Below are 14,689 nucleotides of genomic sequence, written 5' to 3'. Positions count from 1 at the left end.
AACCGTTTCAGGCGGCGTTACAAAACAAACACAAACCAACAACTATATGAAACGAAAATTACTCATCAGTTTCCTGTTTTCGGCCTTTTGTATGGGCGCGGCGTTGGCCCAGTCGGATTCTACCGCCAGGATATTCAAGAGCGGGATGGCTGTATACGTAGAGCTGGGTATGCTTCCGAACAACAAAACCCTGCGCGACCAGCTGTCACGTCTGCAGGTAAAACCGTTCACATCTTTTATGGGTAATCTCGTACTCGCGCGTCGCACCGAATCGGAGCGATGGTTCTCCGAGGCCAGGATTATCGTCATGAACAGCACCAACTACGCCTCCGACCGCGATACGCGCAAGGCATACCTGAATGGATTTGGGATTGGCACCGACGGCGGACCGAAACTCGTGAATAATGCGCGTTGGAATGTGACGATACCATTAGGTGCCGATTTCATGCTGTACAGGCTGAATATCAAGAGCAATGCATCCGTATCTGCCCAGCAATTGCTGAACAACCCCTCGGCTTACCAGGCAGTGAAGCTGTACACGGCCAATATCAATCTGCACGGCGGCATCGGTGTGGATTACAAAATGGATTTCCTGCCCAAAATTCACGAAAAGGTATACCTGAGCGGTAAACTGACCTACCATCAGCCCATTCTCGGAAGACGGAAATGGAAAGGCGACAACGTGACCGTTGACGATCTGTCCCGCTTAAAGGTGAACCAGCTTTACGTGCAATTGGGACTGGTGTTCTTCCCCCGCCCGCACATGAAAAAATGGGGCGGAATGCACTAAGTCACGAGCTCTTTTTTTCAGCGAGCAGCGTACGTAGTTGGTTTTCGAGGATTTTAATATAGGTATCCTTGTCTATGTCGCTCAGTGATTCAGGAGAAAACTGCCTGAGCGGAATGTCCTGAACTATTTGCTGTACGGGACGGTCGGTGATCAACTCCGGTACGGTGCTGTTAAGGACTTCAGAGAGTTGTTTAAGGGTGTCGACAGAAGGAGTTACGTGCCCATTTTCCAGATCATTGTACTGCTCTTCACTGATTTGGAGCGATGATGCCATGTGGGCGATGGAAAATCCTTTTCGTTCACGCCGGGCGCGTAAGTTTCTTGTAAAAGCCTCCATAGTATTTTGTTGATGATGACAGAATAGATAACAAGCCCGAAAAATCGGTATTTTTTAAGTAACTGTCAATATAATTCGATAAAACAACCGCTCCTTTGGATAATTTATGGGGTTGTTTGTCAGAAAGTTATATATCTAAGATCAGTGAAAAATAGCCGCTTTGAACAACTCCGAAACTTCTGTGCCAGCCAAGGAAGTTCGTGGCGATTTGAAGCGAAATGCGGAACAGCAAGGCTACTTTTTATATCGTTCATTCACCTTTGCATACAAATCAGCCGGAACAGGTGATTTGACTTCCGGGATCTGGGGCTTGGGAAGTACCCAATCGAGATAGCCTTTTGCCCAGGCATAGGCGAGACCGAAGATAAGGATGCCGATGAAAACGGTCATTTCAGCCATCGCGAACCAGCCCCATTGGCCGTTCGTTTGCGCGATAAGCTCTTCACTTCCGAACACGACCGCCCAGGGGAAAAGAAACAGCAACTCCACTTCAAACAACACGAAAATTAATGCAACGACGTAGAACCGTACGTTGAACTGGATGTTGGCATTGCCCAGCGGCTCCTCACCGGACTCGTAGGTGGCCAGCTTCTCTTCGTTGGGATTATGCGGGCGGAGGAACTTCGCGATGGTAAGCATAACGCCGAGCAATATCAGCGCGGCGATAATGAAGAGCAGGATATAACCGAAATCGGTGAGCATGGTAATGTGCCTGTTTTGTGCAAAACTAGGCAAAATGCGCCGTATATCGTGAATGAGTGGATTATTAAATGCTAAGCAGAATGGTCCGGATGCTCAGGCCGATTACCAGTACGCCTACGAGCAGCATCAGCGGTTTGCGTTTGATCTTACCCACCAGCATCGCGCCGAACGGGGCTGCCATTACTCCGCCGACGATCAGCCCCAGTACGACTTTCCAGCTGTCAACTCCCGTAAAAAGCATAAAAGTAATACCGCTCGCGAATGCGATGGCAAATTCAGCGGCATTCACGGACCCGATGGTGTAGCGCGGGTCGCGGCCTTGCCCGAGCAAGGTGGAAGTTACGATTGGTCCCCAGCCACCGCCTCCGATGGAATCCAGGAAACCGCCCGTCGCTGCGAGAACGCTGATACGTTTGGTCTTATTTTTAACAAAAGTCTTTTGCAGTGCTTTGCGGATGATGATCACGCCCAGTATCAGCATGTAAAATGCAATGAATGGTTTGATTGCATTGCCATCGATGACGTCCGATAGCAGGTATGCACCTGTAATCGAGCCTAACACGCCAGGTATCAGCAGGCTTTTGAAAAGCTTCTTATTGATATTCTTAAAACGGAAATGGGAAATGGCCGATGCGCCGGTGGTGAACATTTCGGCAAAATGCACGCTGGCGCTGCTCACTGCGGGCGTAACCCCAAGGCTCAGCAAAAACGAATTGGAAGTAACGCCGTAGGCCATTCCCAACGCGCCGTCTACAAGCTGGGCGGCCAAACCTACCAGTACATACAACGCAAAATCGCCCGTCAGAAAGCCGGTCACCTCGTCTGTGTTGATCGCAATGACGCCATTCGTCACAAGAAGGCCCAATAACAGAAGGATAGCCGCAGCCGGAACGATATACCATGTCGGTGACGAGGGCAATTTGAGCGAGAGCACTTTGGCAAGCATTACCGTGAATTTTAGAATTTTGGAATATAGAGTTACAAAAATAGCAAAACTATTTAATCTACGTAATTGATAGATTATTAAATTTTACTTAAAGTGTCCCGCGGTAAGGCTGATTTATATTTCGCCTGTCACAAAATCCATGAAGTTTCCCTGATTGACCCAATGCATGGCGGCGTCAGGATATGCTTCCCGAAATGCCTTTGGAAACTTAACCCTGGTGTCTTTCCATTTAAATTCATAGGCGCTTAACTGCTCGTCGGCGATTTCGAGCCAATCGAGTTCCTGTTGGTCATATGTGCGCCAAAAGTGGGTGAGGGGCGTTTTTCGGGTATAGGAATTGTATTTAAGCCTTTCCGCAACTAAGTAATTTTCCCATAATGCGCCGGTATCTGTGCGCTGGTTCATGGGAAGGAAGTTGTTGATCAATGCATTTCGTATCCCGTTATCGAGAAAATACCATTTGGATGACTTTGTTACTTCCTTGCGAAGATTTTTACTGTATCCGCCAATGCGTGTGATGATGAATACTTTCGAGAACAGATCCAGATAACGTTCAACCGTGTTTCGGTCGATTTGAAGTGCTTTGGAAAGCTCATCATACGAAACCTCCTGCCCGATTTGAAAAGCAACCAATTGCAGCAATTGTAACATTTTATGCGAGTAGCGGACCTGCTCAAACATTAAAATATCTTTCAGCAGATAAGCACTGACCAGCTCTTTCAGGTAGTCCGTTTTGGCGTCAGCAGCTTCGCTTTTCAAAACCTCCGGATAACTGCCATAAATAAGCCGGGTTTCCAATTGTTGTTTTGTTACGAGATAGTTCTCTTCTTTCGACAGCTCCATTTGGGCGATAGGAAAAAGCTGAAATCGAACCTGGCGCCCTACCAGAGGTTCCCCGGTTTTATTCGATAACTCAAATGCCGATGAGCCGCTTGCCAGGATAGTCAATTTGGGAAACGAGTCGATGAGCAATTTCAGCGATTTGCCTATTTCAGGCACGACCTGTGCTTCGTCAATGATGAGGAGGTCGATATCCGTGATCCAGCGACGAAATGCTGCGACTCGTCTGTCCGACAGTAGGGCGATTGTATCAAGGTCTTCCGCATTTAGAAATAGTGACTTGCCGGCAAATTGTTCTTCGACGGCCCTCATTAAGTGCGTCTTTCCGACACGACGTGCTCCATAAACGATAAGCACTTTGTTCGAAGCGGTTTTATCGACTATCTGTGAGAGAATATGTCTTGGGAAGTCCATTTTAGCTAAATTGATTGCGTTCGCTGAACAAATTTAGCTAAATTCGTTGAATTTACTCAATCAATTTAGCTAAATTCATTGAATTGGCGGGCAATCCAAGTTTTACAGCCAAATTACCCGTTGTTCCGAAACGTGTCCTTGTCCGATAATCTCCCGGTACAATTCCGGTCTGCGGGCCTGTATGTAGCGGTGGCCTCCGGCTTGCCGGAGTTTTTCAGGGGTGAGCGTGGCGATGGTGAAATCGTTATCGAGCTTGCGGCACTCGGCGATGATGTCGCCGAATGGGTCGAGGATCATAGAGCATCCGTTTTTTAGCTGGTCTTCATCCATCCCGATGGGATTGGAGAATATGGCGTAAACGGCATTGTCATAGGCGCGGGCAGGAAGCCATTTCATGAGCCAGGCACGCCCTTTCAGCCCGTCGAATTCTTGTCGGAGGGAGGTAGGATCGACCTCGCGGTTATGCCAGAGGGAGGGATCGACAAAACCTGCGCCCGGACGCGTGGAAGGCGTACACATCGTTACGTGCGGCATGAAAATGATGTCGGCGCCCAGTAGCTTTGTCGCCCTTACATTCTCAATGATGTTGTTGTCGTAGCAAATCAGTATGCTGCATTTCCAGCCTAACAAATCGAAAGTCACATATTGATCACCAGGGGTAAGGTTCGGATTGATGAACGGGTGGAGTTTGCGGTAGCTGGCAACGAGGCCGTTTCGATCCACACAAACATAGGCCTTGTACATTTTCTCATTCGCATCTTTCTCGAACAGGCCGGCCAGGATTATGATGTTATGCTCAGTCGCAATGTCCTGCAATGCGTGAATGCTCGGGCCACCGGGAATAGGTTCGGCGATTTCGAGGAGTTGTTCCCGTGATAAATTTCGAGCAAACGTGTAGCCGGTAACAGAGCATTCGTGGAATGCGATAACCTGCGCGCCTGCTTTCGACGCTTCCCCGGCAAGCTGGCGGATTATGCCGAGATTGTAATTCTTGTCACCGCTTTTGTTTTCAAACTGGGCTGTTGCGATTTTGATCGGTTTCATAGCTGACTTTTTTACCCAAAAGTAAATGCGGGCAATGCATATGTATTGTACAAACCCGACAAGTGGTCAAAACTAATGAGCGAGCCGGATCAGATTGGCAGCGAGGACGTTTTGCGGACCAAGATATTGCCCGGGTGTGAGTCCCGACAGATTCTTCATCTCGCGGATAAGATGTGCCTGGTCGAAGAAGCCCGATTCGCAGGCGATGCCGGCCAGTGATAAATGGCCAGACTTTCTCCGCAACATTCTCAGTGCATATTGCATGCGGGTGATGCCTGCGTAGCGTTTCGGTGAAATGCCGATTTGTTCTTCAAACTTGCGTTGAAGCTGGCGCTCTGCGGCTCCGGTCAGCGCAGTCAGCTGTGCGACGGAAACCAGGCCATTTTGAACATGGATAATATCAATTGCCTTGGTTACCAGTGTGTTGTCGTATGCCGGGTTCTGCAATCGGGTTAGTAAAAAACGTTCTGCCGCCCGGACTTTGTCATGAATGGAAGGTAGGGAAGCAATTTGATCGCCTAACCATTCAATATTCGTTCTGAAACAATTCTGGCAGCCGATAATCTGGTTTCTTAGTTCCGACGCCGGCGTTTTAAACAATGCGGCCGCTCCGAATGGATGGAGGACCGCGATGAGCAGCCGGATTTTCCCCTGCACCCAAACGTTCCTGTACGCATCGAGTTGGCCATACAGGAAGTTGGCAGGAAGGCGCGCAGGGGCCGAATGCATTTCAGTTTGGCAAAAAAGCGGGTCGCCGTAGTTGAATACCACCCCCGTATTGCCATCCGAAAAAATCCGCATGGCCGATTGCGTGTCACTTTCTATCACGAGAAAATGCCGCACAATGCCGGAAAGGAGGGGTGTCGGTTTGACCTGCATATTCGATTACCAGTGCTGTGCCCAGAAACTCTGACCTTCGTAACCACTTTGCGTCAGCAGTTTCGCGGCCTGTAAGCTTCGTTTACCGCTATTACAATAAAAAACAATCTTTTTTCCCAAGGGAAACGCCTCGATACTTTCGGGGATTTCGGAGAGCGGAATGTTCTCGCCACCGAAGTTATCCGCCTCAAATTCATAATATTCGCGCACGTCCACAAGCAAAACCTGTTCGGGATCTGCTTCCCGCAATGCCTCGAATTCGTCGTAGGACATTTCCCTTGTACCTTCGACGGGTTGTTTGGCTGCAATTTCCGAAGATTTAACGGGCGCCGCAGCCGATCTTGAAAACGTGAAGACGGATTGAGTATTGGAAAGTGTATTGATAACCAATAGTTTGCCCGATAGCGGCTCGCCGATCCCGGTAATAACCTTGATAGCCTCATTGGCCATGTATGTGCCGATAATGCCGGGCAGAACGCCCATTACACCCGCTTCCGCGCAATTATCACCTTCCTCGGCGTCGGGGAAAAGGCACCGGTAGGTAGGCCCTCCCTGGTAGTTGAACACCGAAATCTGTCCCTCGAAGCGCAGGATGGAGCCGAATACAAAGGGTTTATTCAGTTCCACACAAAAGTTGTTGACAAGGTAACGTGTTTCGAAATTGTCGGAACCGTCGATAATCAGATCGTAGCCGTGAAGCAAATCTGCCGCGTTTTCGGCATTGAGGCGGTCGGGGTAGGCAGTCAGTTTTACAAACGGATTGAGCACTGAAAGTTTTTCCACCGCCGTAATGGCTTTATTTTTTCCTACATCATCGGCCGAGTACAGAATCTGCCGGTGCAGGTTGGTAAGGTCCACGGTATCGTCATCGATAATACCGATCTCGCCCACACCCGCAGCCACCAGGTATTGCAGGATCGGGCAGCCGAGCCCGCCCGCACCCACGACAGCCACTTTGCCCGCGCGTAGTTTTTCCTGGCCCGCCAGGCCCATTTCCGGCATGATAATCTGCCTGGCGTATCGTTTGCGTTCGATGGGTGTCATGTTAATGAGTCAATGAGTCAATGAGTGAATGGGAGAATGGGAGAATATATTCACTCATTCACTCATTCAAAATTAACGCCGTGTCCCAATCCTTCCAAACCGGCTCGTAACCCGCGTTGCGGATCATCCGGGCGATTTCGGCGGGACTTCGCTCGTCCGAAATCTCAAATTGTTCGAGCGATTCCGGTTCGACGGCGTAGCCACCCGGGTTGGTTTTGGAGCCAGCGCTGATGGATGTTACACCCAATTGAATGCAATGGTTCCTGAATTTCCCGGATTCGCGTGTGGAGAGCGACAGTTCGACTTCTTCGTTGAAAATCCGGTAGGCGCAAATGAGTTGGACCAACTCTCTGTCATTCATTTCCACTTTGGGTTCCAGGCCGCCTGAGAATGGCCGCAGGCGTGGGAAGGAAAGGCTGTACCGCGTTTGCCAGTAGGTTTTTTCAAGGTAGTTCAAATGCAGGGCAGTGAAAAAACTGTCGGTGCGCCAATCTTCCAACCCGATCAACACCCCCAAACCCATCTTGTGAATACCGGCCTGGCCGAGCCGGTCAGGCGTTTCGAGCCGGTAGTTGAAATTCGCTTTTTTGCCTTTCGGATGATGTTTCCGGTAATCGTCCTGGTGGTAGGTTTCCTGATACACCAGCACCGAATGCAAGCCAAGGGGGATCAGTTCTTCGTATTCGTCGCGGTCGAGCGGTTGCACTTCCATCGAGACCTGCGCAAAATGCGGACGGATCAGTTCCAGTACTTTTTTGAAATACGCCACATGCACAGTCTGATTTGCTTCGCCCGTCACCAGCAGCACATGTTCATAACCCATGCCTTTGATCACTTTCACCTCTTGCAGGATCTCGCTGTCGGTGAGGGTGCGTCGGCGCACCTTATTATCCAAACTGAACCCGCAGTAGGTGCATATATTGGTACACTCATTGGACAAATACAGCGGCACGTACATTTGAATGGTATTACCAAAGCGCTTCCGCGTCAATTGCCGGCTAAGCCTAGCCATCGGTTCCAGGTAGGCGGCAGCGGCGGGCGAGACTAGCGCCATGAAATCGTCCAACGTCCTTTTCGGAGCGGTCAATGCCCGTTCCACATCGGCGGAGGTTTTGGCATAAATGGCTTCCTTCACCGCATCCCAGGAGTAGCGCGCAAATTCTTCTTTAAAGCTCATCCAGAAATGCGGTTAATGGGCTGCTGGCTTCTGCCAGGCTGCTTTTCAGTCCTAATTTTGCCTCAAAGGCCATTCTGCCCGACAGTACGGCCAATTTGAAAGCTTCTGCCATAGCTATCGGATCGCCCGCGACTGCAATTGCCGTATTGACCAGCACCGCATCGGCCCCGATTTCCATTGCTTTCGCCGCATCCGATGGCGCCCCGATACCTGCGTCCACGACCACCGGTACTTTGCTTTGCTCGATGATAATTTCCAGGAAATCGATGGTTTTTAATCCCTTGTTGCTGCCGATCGGGGAGCCCAGTGGCATTACCGCCGATGCGCCTGCCGCTTCCAATCGTTTGGAAAGAACAGGGTCGGCATGTATGTAGGGCAGGATCACGAAACCCAGCTTGGCAAGTTCCTCGGTCGCCTTCAATGTCTCGATAGGGTCGGGCATGAGGTACTTCGGGTCGGGATGGATTTCCAGTTTCAGCCAGTTGGTTTCCAATGCCTCGCGCGCAAGCTGGGCAGCGAAAACCGCTTCTTTGGCGTTGCGTACCCCCGAAGTATTGGGCAGCAAATGAATGTGGTTGTGCGTCAGATGGCTCAGAATGTTGTCGCCCGCGTCGTGTACATCCACGCGGCGGAGGGCCACCGTCACCAGTTCGGAGCCGGAAGCGAGCAATGCCTGCTCCATCACTGCTGCCGAACTGAACTTGCCGGTGCCGGTGAAGAGTCGGGATTGAAATGTTTTATCTGCGATAGTCAGCATAATGCTTGTTGGATTTGGTAAAATGTTTTTTGCGGATCAGCGGCGGTGATCAGTGCACCTGACATTGCCACGCCGTGAATGCCGGTAGCGCGAATTGCCGCAATGTCGTCAGCTGTAATGCCGCCGATCGCGATAATGGGGGTCGAATGGCCGGCTGCCTTCATTCGTCTCATCAGCTGCCGGTAGCCTTCGATGCCGAGAATTGGGCTGAGGTTCTGCTTGGTAGCGGTAAACCGGAACGGCCCGAGGCCAATGTAATCTGCCCCTTCATCAATCCGCCGCACAATATCCTCCCAGGTATTAGCCGTGCCGCCGATGATCATTTTTTTACCCACGAGCGCACGTGCATCGGGTACAGGCATATCCGCGAGGCCGAGGTGCACCCCGTAGGCCTCAACGGCCAGGGCAATGCGCGGGAAATCATTGATAATCAGTTTGGCTCCATAACTATCGCACAGCCGGGTTGCCTCCCGGGCAATGGGCAGCAACTCTTGCTCCGGCCGATTCTTAACCCGCAACTGAATCCATCGGCACCCAGCTTCCAGGGCAAGGCGAATGCTGTCGATATGGGACATGTTGCTTGTTTCATTGGAGATGAAATGCAATTTGTCTACAACAGCGGCTATTTCATCAATCCCTAGCTCTGGATCCCGCGGTTGAAACCGCGGGCAATGGATTGCTTTTTCATTGAGATCAATTTTAGAATCCCTTGCCCCGGGTTTTAACCCGGGGATGCTGGATGTCTGCTGGAATGCAGGATGAGAAGGAAATGATTGCAATGATAAAAATTCATCATCTGATGCCAAATCCCTTGCCCCGGGTTTTAACCCGGGGATGCTGGATGTTTGCTGGAATGCAGGATGAGAAGGAGATGTTTGCAATGATTTGAGGAGCTCAAATTGGGCAATTGCATTGTCTGGATTCTGCCAGATGCTGCCCAGTACTGCTGCACCATCGAAGCCCATTTCTAATGCAGATTTCAAGTTTTCTGCATGAATGCCGCCTAATGCAATTACGCTGTTTGGAAAGCCATATTTCTCTAATCTGAAATTATCAGGCAGCTTTGACCGGTATCCTTCCTTTGAAATACTATCAAACACCGGCCCGAGAAAAGCATAAGCAACGCCATGCGAAAGCGTTTCAAGATCAGCCGGATCATGCAGGGAAGTGCTGATTATGAAGCCATTGTTTTTCAATTCTTCGAATGTCTCCTCCGACTGTGCCAACCTGTTACTTTCCGTAAAATGCAGCCCGGTAATGCCGAAATCCTTCGCTAGTGCATGATACTGATGCAAAGCAATGCGCCCGCGGAACTGCGGATGGATGCCTTCGAGTAATGCGCGGAACTGAGCCTCGCTCGCCTCAGGTTTGCGCACGTGCAGGCGCATGAGCCCGTGTGTGAAAAGCTGGTTGATCATACCAGCTTCTCCGGGCAACATTTTGGGGTGGGTTATGACGATCAATTCCTTCATTACAGATAAATTTCACTGCCCTTCTCCGCAAACTCCCGCGCCTTCTGCTGCATGCCTTCCGCTACGGCTTCTTCGGTAGCCAATCCATTCTTTTCTGCATAGTCGCGTACATCCTGTGTGATTTTCATCGAACAGAAATTCGGGCCGCACATCGAGCAGAAGTGCGCTACTTTGGCGCCTTCGGCCGGGAGTGTTTCATCGTGGAATTCACGCGCGGTATCCGGGTCGAGGGAGAGGTTGAACTGATCTTCCCAGCGGAATTCGAAGCGGGCTTTGCTCAATGCATTGTCGCGGTATTGTGCGCCGGGATGTCCTTTGGCGAGGTCGGCGGCGTGGGCGGCTATTTTGTAGGTGATCACGCCGTCCTTCACATCTTTTTTATTGGGCAATCCCAAATGCTCTTTCGGCGTCACATAGCAAAGCATGGCCGTACCGAACCAGCCGATCATCGCTGCGCCAATGGCCGAGGTAATGTGGTCGTAACCCGGCGCAATGTCGGTTGTCAGTGGCCCCAGCGTATAGAATGGTGCTTCGTGGCAGTGTTGCAACTGCTTCTCCATATTCTCCTTGATCAAATGCATCGGCACGTGTCCGGGGCCTTCGATGATGGTCTGTACATCGTGTTTCCAGGCGATTTTAGTCAGTTCACCCAGCGTTTCGAGCTCCGCGAATTGTGCGGCGTCATTGGCATCGGCAATGCTTCCCGGGCGCAGGCCGTCGCCGAGTGAGAATGCCACGTCGTAAGCCTTCATGATTTCGCAGATTTCCTCGAAATGCGTATAAAGGAAATTCTCTTTATGGTGTGCGAGGCACCATTTCGCCATGATCGATCCGCCGCGCGACACAATGCCGGTAATGCGCTTGGCCGTCAGCGGAATGTAGCGCAGCAGTACGCCCGCATGGATCGTGAAGTAATCCACGCCCTGCTCGGCCTGTTCGATGAGTGTATCGCGGAAAAGCTCCCAGGTAAGGTCTTCGGCTTTGCCATTCACTTTTTCCAATGCCTGGTAAATAGGCACGGTACCGATCGGCACGGGTGTGTTGCGGATGATCCATTCGCGGGTTTCGTGGATGTTCTTGCCGGTAGAAAGGTCCATAATGGTATCGGCGCCCCAGCGGCATGCCCACACGGCCTTTTCTACCTCCTCTTCAATGCTCGACGACACCGCGGAGTTACCGATATTGGCATTGATTTTTACCAGGAAATTCCGTCCGATGATCATCGGCTCACTTTCCGGGTGGTTGATATTCGAAGGAATAACAGCCCTTCCTGCCGCTACTTCCGATCTCACAAATTCTGCGGTAATGTGGCCTTTCGGCGTATTTGCGCCAAAGCTATGTCCGCCGTGCTGGTGTGCCAATGCGCCTGCTTTGCCATTCAGCGATTGCAAATGCGCGTCGATGCGCTGATTTTCACGGATGGCGATGTACTCCATTTCCGGCGTGATAATGCCCTTTTTGGCATAATGCAGCTGGGATACATTCTGTCCGGCCTTGGCGCGGAGTGGTTTCGCGTTGTGAGCAAAACGCAAATGGTCGAGTTTGGTATCGGCAAGCCGCATCCGGCCATATTCAGAAGTTATGGTTTCCAGTTCTTCCACGTCCCCACGCTCGCGTACCCACGCCGCACGCAGCGCGGGAAGGCCTTTTTTGACGTCGATATCCATATTGGGATCGGTATAGGGCCCGCTGGTGTCGTACACGGTTACCGGCTCGTTCGGCTCGCTTGCGCCCAACCTTCCGTGTATTCTGGTATCGTTGAGCGAAATCTCGCGCATGGCTACGGAAATGTCGTGGATTTGCCCTTTTACATATATTTTCTTCGAATTCGGGAACGGGTCGCGGGTGATGGTTTCCGGCGTTTTTTCTGTTTTCATAATGCTGTTTTTGGGTTAAATGGTGGGATACAGGACAATGCAATGCCTAGCCGCCTTGTGTGGCGGTAATGAGCGTGATCTGATCGTTGGGGGAAAGCTGGCGTGTGGGCCAGTCGGATTTCGGGACTACCGATTGGTTGATGGCAATGGCGATGCCCTTGCCGGACGGAAACAATTCGGATACGAGTTGCCCTACCGTGTGAGTGGCGGCTATTTGCTTTGCCTGACCGTTTAGGATGATTTCCATTCCTGATTCAGTTTTAAATACAAAAAACCTTAGGAATGGACCCATGAAGAAAGAATAGACGGAGCTACGTGCACAGTAACTCCTGCTTTTCCCTTCGGCAGTACTAGCTGCATCAGGTTCAAAGGGTATGATCTCAGTCCGCATGTCGGGACACCCCTAAAGTTGAGGCAAAGCTATTCGAAATTCAGGATTTTCAAAAGAATTAGAAAAAAACGTAAGTCGGATCAGGGATTAGGCGTGAAATTTTTTAAAATAATAAGGTATTTTTGGCTTCAATATTAAACCTGTATAACGACCTGCTTTATTTTGATGGATTTGATCATCAGAAGTGCGGCTCCTAAGGATCTGCCTTCGCTGTTGGAAATTATCAACCACGCTATTCTGAACACCACGGCTATTTATGACTACGAAGCCCGGACCTTAGAGCAACAAAAGGCCTGGTTTGAACAGATGTTCTATGATGGTATGCCGGTGATTGTGGCAGAGTTGGAAGGCGAAGTGATCGGTTATGGGTCCTACAATATTTTCCGTCCGAAAATCGGATATAAATTCAGTGTGGAGCATTCCATTTACCTCGACGAAAAGTCGCGTGGGATGGGTGTAGGTGGCAAATTGCTCGGTAGCCTTATTCAGCGTGCGAAAGAGTCGGGCCTGCATACGATGATCGGCTGCATCGACGCGTCCAACCGTGCGAGTATTGAATTTCACAAGAAGTATGGGTTTGTAGAAAAAGGTTATCTCAAAGAGGTGGCTTATAAATTTGACCAGTGGCTGGATCTGGTTTATATGCAATTGTTGTTGGAAGAGGATTGATTAATTAGGAGGAAAGGGAGGATGGAGGAAGGGGAGAAGGTAAAAATATAATGCTGTTAAGGCTGGTGCAAATCTCTTGATTTGTACATATTATTCGAAGGCCTCCGGCCGGTCATTACCGCAAATCGTTGCAGGCGTATTTGACCGGCCGGAGGCCTGCAAATATCAGGCACGAAGGAAAACCTTCGCGCCATTTTTTAATGGGCTCTGCCCGTTTCTACATAAGTATCTTCATCGCCGGTGGGCTTGCCTTGCCACCAGGAAGCAAGTATCGAGCCGGTAATGTTCATCAATGGCCCGAAAATCGCCGGTGCGAGGCCGACGGTGGCCATTTTACCCATTTCCTTGGCGATACCGGAGGCCAGACCGCCATTTTGCATGCCTACTTCAATGGCTATCGTGCGACAGTCGCGCTCGCTCATGCGGAACAGGCGCCCCGACCAGTAACCGAGTGTATAGCCGGATAGGTTGTGGATCAGTACGAGGAGGAGCAATGCAGGCCCGATCGACAAGAGGCTGTCGCGACCGGCCGCAGTGATGATCACGATGATGAATGCGATCCCGCCCATCGATACCAGCGGCATCGCGGCGTCGAGCCATTTTACTTTTCCGCTGAACAACTTGTTGAACGCTAATCCGGCGCCGATCGGAATGATTACCATTTTGATAATATCCCACATCATATGCAGCGTATCCACCTGCACAAATGCACCCGCGAGCTTGCTCATGAGAATAGGCGTTACCAATGGCGCGAGCATGGTGGAAATGGCGGTAATGGTAATAGACAATGCAAGATTTGCTTTCGCGAGATACGAAATTACATTGGAGGCCATACCGTTCGGAGAGCAACCAATTAGAATGATCCCCGCTGCGATTTCAGGCGGGAAGCCGCTGATGTTCGCCAGCGTATAACCGATCGTTGGCATGATGATAAAGTGGCTTACCACGCCGATTAATACACCTTTGGGCATTTTAACGACACCCACAAAATCACCGAAACTCATGGAAGTACCCATCCCGAACATGATGATCTGGATGAGGGGTGTAATGAGTGTTGAAAGTTTGAAATCGCCGACAGTAAGAAAATGCTGTGGGTAATACAGCGCCGTGGTAACCGCCGAGAAAATGACGGTGGTGTAGGTGAAACCTTTCAGCTTCTCATAACCGCGGAAACTGATCGCCAATGACAGGAAGAATGCAATAAAGAAGGGGCCGGCCGAGGGGAGGCTTCCGGTGAAAGCGAGGTAAAGCGCTATCAGCAGACAAACCGTGGCGACGCCGGACATGAGCTTGTAAATATTCATATAAATGTATTTAAAATGCAATTTTGAAAATGCGAAAGAAAATTCC

At 50.4% G+C, this 14,689-nt stretch carries 15 protein-coding genes and 1 riboswitch; of the genes, 2 read left to right on the top strand and 13 right to left on the bottom strand.

All coding sequences use genetic code 11. From position 1 onward, the window contains the following. Positions 1 to 46: 46 nt before the first annotated feature. Complete coding sequence (locus J7619_RS04555) at positions 47 to 790, top strand: hypothetical protein (protein WP_291194693.1); 744 nt, start codon at positions 47 to 49, stop codon at positions 788 to 790. A gap of 1 nt (position 791) precedes the next feature. Here the strand turns inward: J7619_RS04555 and J7619_RS04550 are convergent, their stop codons facing one another. From J7619_RS04550 to thiS, 12 genes are all read right to left on the bottom strand, one after another. Beyond that, entirely contained in the window at positions 792 to 1,127 is a 336-nt protein-coding gene (locus J7619_RS04550; RefSeq protein WP_291194690.1) for a helix-turn-helix domain-containing protein, read from the bottom strand. A gap of 234 nt (positions 1,128 to 1,361) precedes the next feature. Continuing rightward, on the bottom strand, positions 1,362 to 1,829 hold the full coding sequence (locus J7619_RS04545) for an NADH-quinone oxidoreductase subunit A (protein WP_291194687.1): 468 nt from the start codon (positions 1,827 to 1,829) through the stop codon (positions 1,362 to 1,364). 64 nt (positions 1,830 to 1,893) lie between these two features. After that, complete coding sequence (locus J7619_RS04540) at positions 1,894 to 2,775, bottom strand: sulfite exporter TauE/SafE family protein (protein WP_291194685.1); 882 nt, start codon at positions 2,773 to 2,775, stop codon at positions 1,894 to 1,896. A 114-nt stretch (positions 2,776 to 2,889) separates the two neighbouring features. Beyond that, positions 2,890 to 4,029, bottom strand: a complete 1,140-nt coding sequence (locus J7619_RS04535; RefSeq protein WP_291194682.1) for an ATP-binding protein — start codon at positions 4,027 to 4,029, stop codon at positions 2,890 to 2,892. A 102-nt stretch (positions 4,030 to 4,131) separates the two neighbouring features. Further along, positions 4,132 to 5,073: a nitrilase family protein gene (locus J7619_RS04530; RefSeq protein ID WP_291194679.1), complete on the bottom strand. Its 942-nt coding sequence runs from the start codon at positions 5,071 to 5,073 to the stop codon at positions 4,132 to 4,134. 72 nt (positions 5,074 to 5,145) lie between these two features. Further along, positions 5,146 to 5,952 (bottom strand): helix-turn-helix transcriptional regulator, encoded by an 807-nt coding sequence (locus J7619_RS04525; RefSeq protein WP_291194676.1) that lies wholly within the window; start codon positions 5,950 to 5,952, stop codon positions 5,146 to 5,148. Between the two features lie 6 nt (positions 5,953 to 5,958). After that, positions 5,959 to 6,996 (bottom strand): HesA/MoeB/ThiF family protein, encoded by a 1,038-nt coding sequence (moeB, locus tag J7619_RS04520; protein ID WP_291194673.1) that lies wholly within the window; start codon positions 6,994 to 6,996, stop codon positions 5,959 to 5,961. 58 nt (positions 6,997 to 7,054) lie between these two features. Further along, positions 7,055 to 8,173 carry a 2-iminoacetate synthase ThiH gene (gene thiH / locus J7619_RS04515; protein ID WP_291194670.1) on the bottom strand — a complete coding sequence of 373 codons (1,119 nt, stop codon included), beginning with the start codon at positions 8,171 to 8,173 and terminating at the stop codon, positions 7,055 to 7,057. After that, a complete protein-coding gene (locus tag J7619_RS04510) occupies positions 8,163 to 8,930 on the bottom strand; it encodes a thiazole synthase (protein WP_291194667.1) in 768 nt (255 codons plus the stop codon). Before J7619_RS04510 ends, thiH begins: the two co-directional genes overlap by 11 nt. Continuing rightward, a complete protein-coding gene (locus J7619_RS04505; protein ID WP_291194664.1) occupies positions 8,924 to 10,402 on the bottom strand; it encodes a thiamine phosphate synthase in 1,479 nt (492 codons plus the stop codon). The genes J7619_RS04510 and J7619_RS04505 overlap by 7 nt, the downstream gene beginning before the upstream one ends. Further along, complete coding sequence (thiC, locus tag J7619_RS04500; protein WP_291194661.1) at positions 10,402 to 12,279, bottom strand: phosphomethylpyrimidine synthase ThiC; 1,878 nt, start codon at positions 12,277 to 12,279, stop codon at positions 10,402 to 10,404. The genes J7619_RS04505 and thiC overlap by 1 nt, the downstream gene beginning before the upstream one ends. Positions 12,280 to 12,325: 46 nt before the next feature. After that, the gene (gene thiS, locus J7619_RS04495) at positions 12,326 to 12,526 is read right to left on the bottom strand and encodes a sulfur carrier protein ThiS (RefSeq protein WP_291194657.1); all 201 of its coding nucleotides are present in this window, start codon (positions 12,524 to 12,526) and stop codon (positions 12,326 to 12,328) included. A gap of 72 nt (positions 12,527 to 12,598) precedes the next feature. Next, positions 12,599 to 12,694, bottom strand: a riboswitch (TPP riboswitch). A 141-nt stretch (positions 12,695 to 12,835) separates the two neighbouring features. Here thiS and J7619_RS04490 point away from each other — a divergent pair. Continuing rightward, positions 12,836 to 13,339, top strand: a complete 504-nt coding sequence (locus tag J7619_RS04490; RefSeq protein ID WP_223403222.1) for a GNAT family N-acetyltransferase — start codon at positions 12,836 to 12,838, stop codon at positions 13,337 to 13,339. A 197-nt stretch (positions 13,340 to 13,536) separates the two neighbouring features. Here the strand turns inward: J7619_RS04490 and J7619_RS04485 are convergent, their stop codons facing one another. Continuing rightward, positions 13,537 to 14,643: a bile acid:sodium symporter family protein gene (locus J7619_RS04485; protein ID WP_291194651.1), complete on the bottom strand. Its 1,107-nt coding sequence runs from the start codon at positions 14,641 to 14,643 to the stop codon at positions 13,537 to 13,539. Positions 14,644 to 14,689: the final 46 nt, after the last annotated feature.

The sequence above is a fragment of the Dyadobacter sp. genome (genome assembly GCF_017744695.1).
Lineage (GTDB): Bacteria > Bacteroidota > Bacteroidia > Cytophagales > Spirosomataceae > Dyadobacter.
Note: the sequence above shows the minus strand (reverse complement) of the source record. Positions and strands in the feature narration are given on the sequence as shown.

Bases quoted from the DNA above. Each gene is read 5' to 3' on its own strand.
- J7619_RS04505 (WP_291194664.1), bottom strand. From the start codon at position 10,402: ATGAAGGAATTGATCGTCATAACCCACCCCAAAATGTTGCCCGGAGAA.
- J7619_RS04550 (WP_291194690.1), bottom strand. From the start codon at position 1,127: ATGGAGGCTTTTACAAGAAACTTACGCGCCCGGCGTGAACGAAAAGGA.
- J7619_RS04485 (WP_291194651.1), bottom strand. From the start codon at position 14,643: ATGAATATTTACAAGCTCATGTCCGGCGTCGCCACGGTTTGTCTGCTG.
- thiS (WP_291194657.1), bottom strand. From the start codon at position 12,526: ATGGAAATCATCCTAAACGGTCAGGCAAAGCAAATAGCCGCCACTCAC.
- J7619_RS04525 (WP_291194676.1), bottom strand. From the start codon at position 5,952: ATGCAGGTCAAACCGACACCCCTCCTTTCCGGCATTGTGCGGCATTTT.
- J7619_RS04555 (WP_291194693.1), top strand. From the start codon at position 47: ATGAAACGAAAATTACTCATCAGTTTCCTGTTTTCGGCCTTTTGTATG.
- J7619_RS04530 (WP_291194679.1), bottom strand. From the start codon at position 5,073: ATGAAACCGATCAAAATCGCAACAGCCCAGTTTGAAAACAAAAGCGGT.
- J7619_RS04535 (WP_291194682.1), bottom strand. From the start codon at position 4,029: ATGGACTTCCCAAGACATATTCTCTCACAGATAGTCGATAAAACCGCT.
- J7619_RS04545 (WP_291194687.1), bottom strand. From the start codon at position 1,829: ATGCTCACCGATTTCGGTTATATCCTGCTCTTCATTATCGCCGCGCTG.
- J7619_RS04510 (WP_291194667.1), bottom strand. From the start codon at position 8,930: ATGCTGACTATCGCAGATAAAACATTTCAATCCCGACTCTTCACCGGC.
- thiC (WP_291194661.1), bottom strand. From the start codon at position 12,279: ATGAAAACAGAAAAAACGCCGGAAACCATCACCCGCGACCCGTTCCCG.
- J7619_RS04540 (WP_291194685.1), bottom strand. From the start codon at position 2,775: ATGCTTGCCAAAGTGCTCTCGCTCAAATTGCCCTCGTCACCGACATGG.
- J7619_RS04490 (WP_223403222.1), top strand. From the start codon at position 12,836: ATGGATTTGATCATCAGAAGTGCGGCTCCTAAGGATCTGCCTTCGCTG.
- moeB (WP_291194673.1), bottom strand. From the start codon at position 6,996: ATGACACCCATCGAACGCAAACGATACGCCAGGCAGATTATCATGCCG.
- thiH (WP_291194670.1), bottom strand. From the start codon at position 8,173: ATGAGCTTTAAAGAAGAATTTGCGCGCTACTCCTGGGATGCGGTGAAG.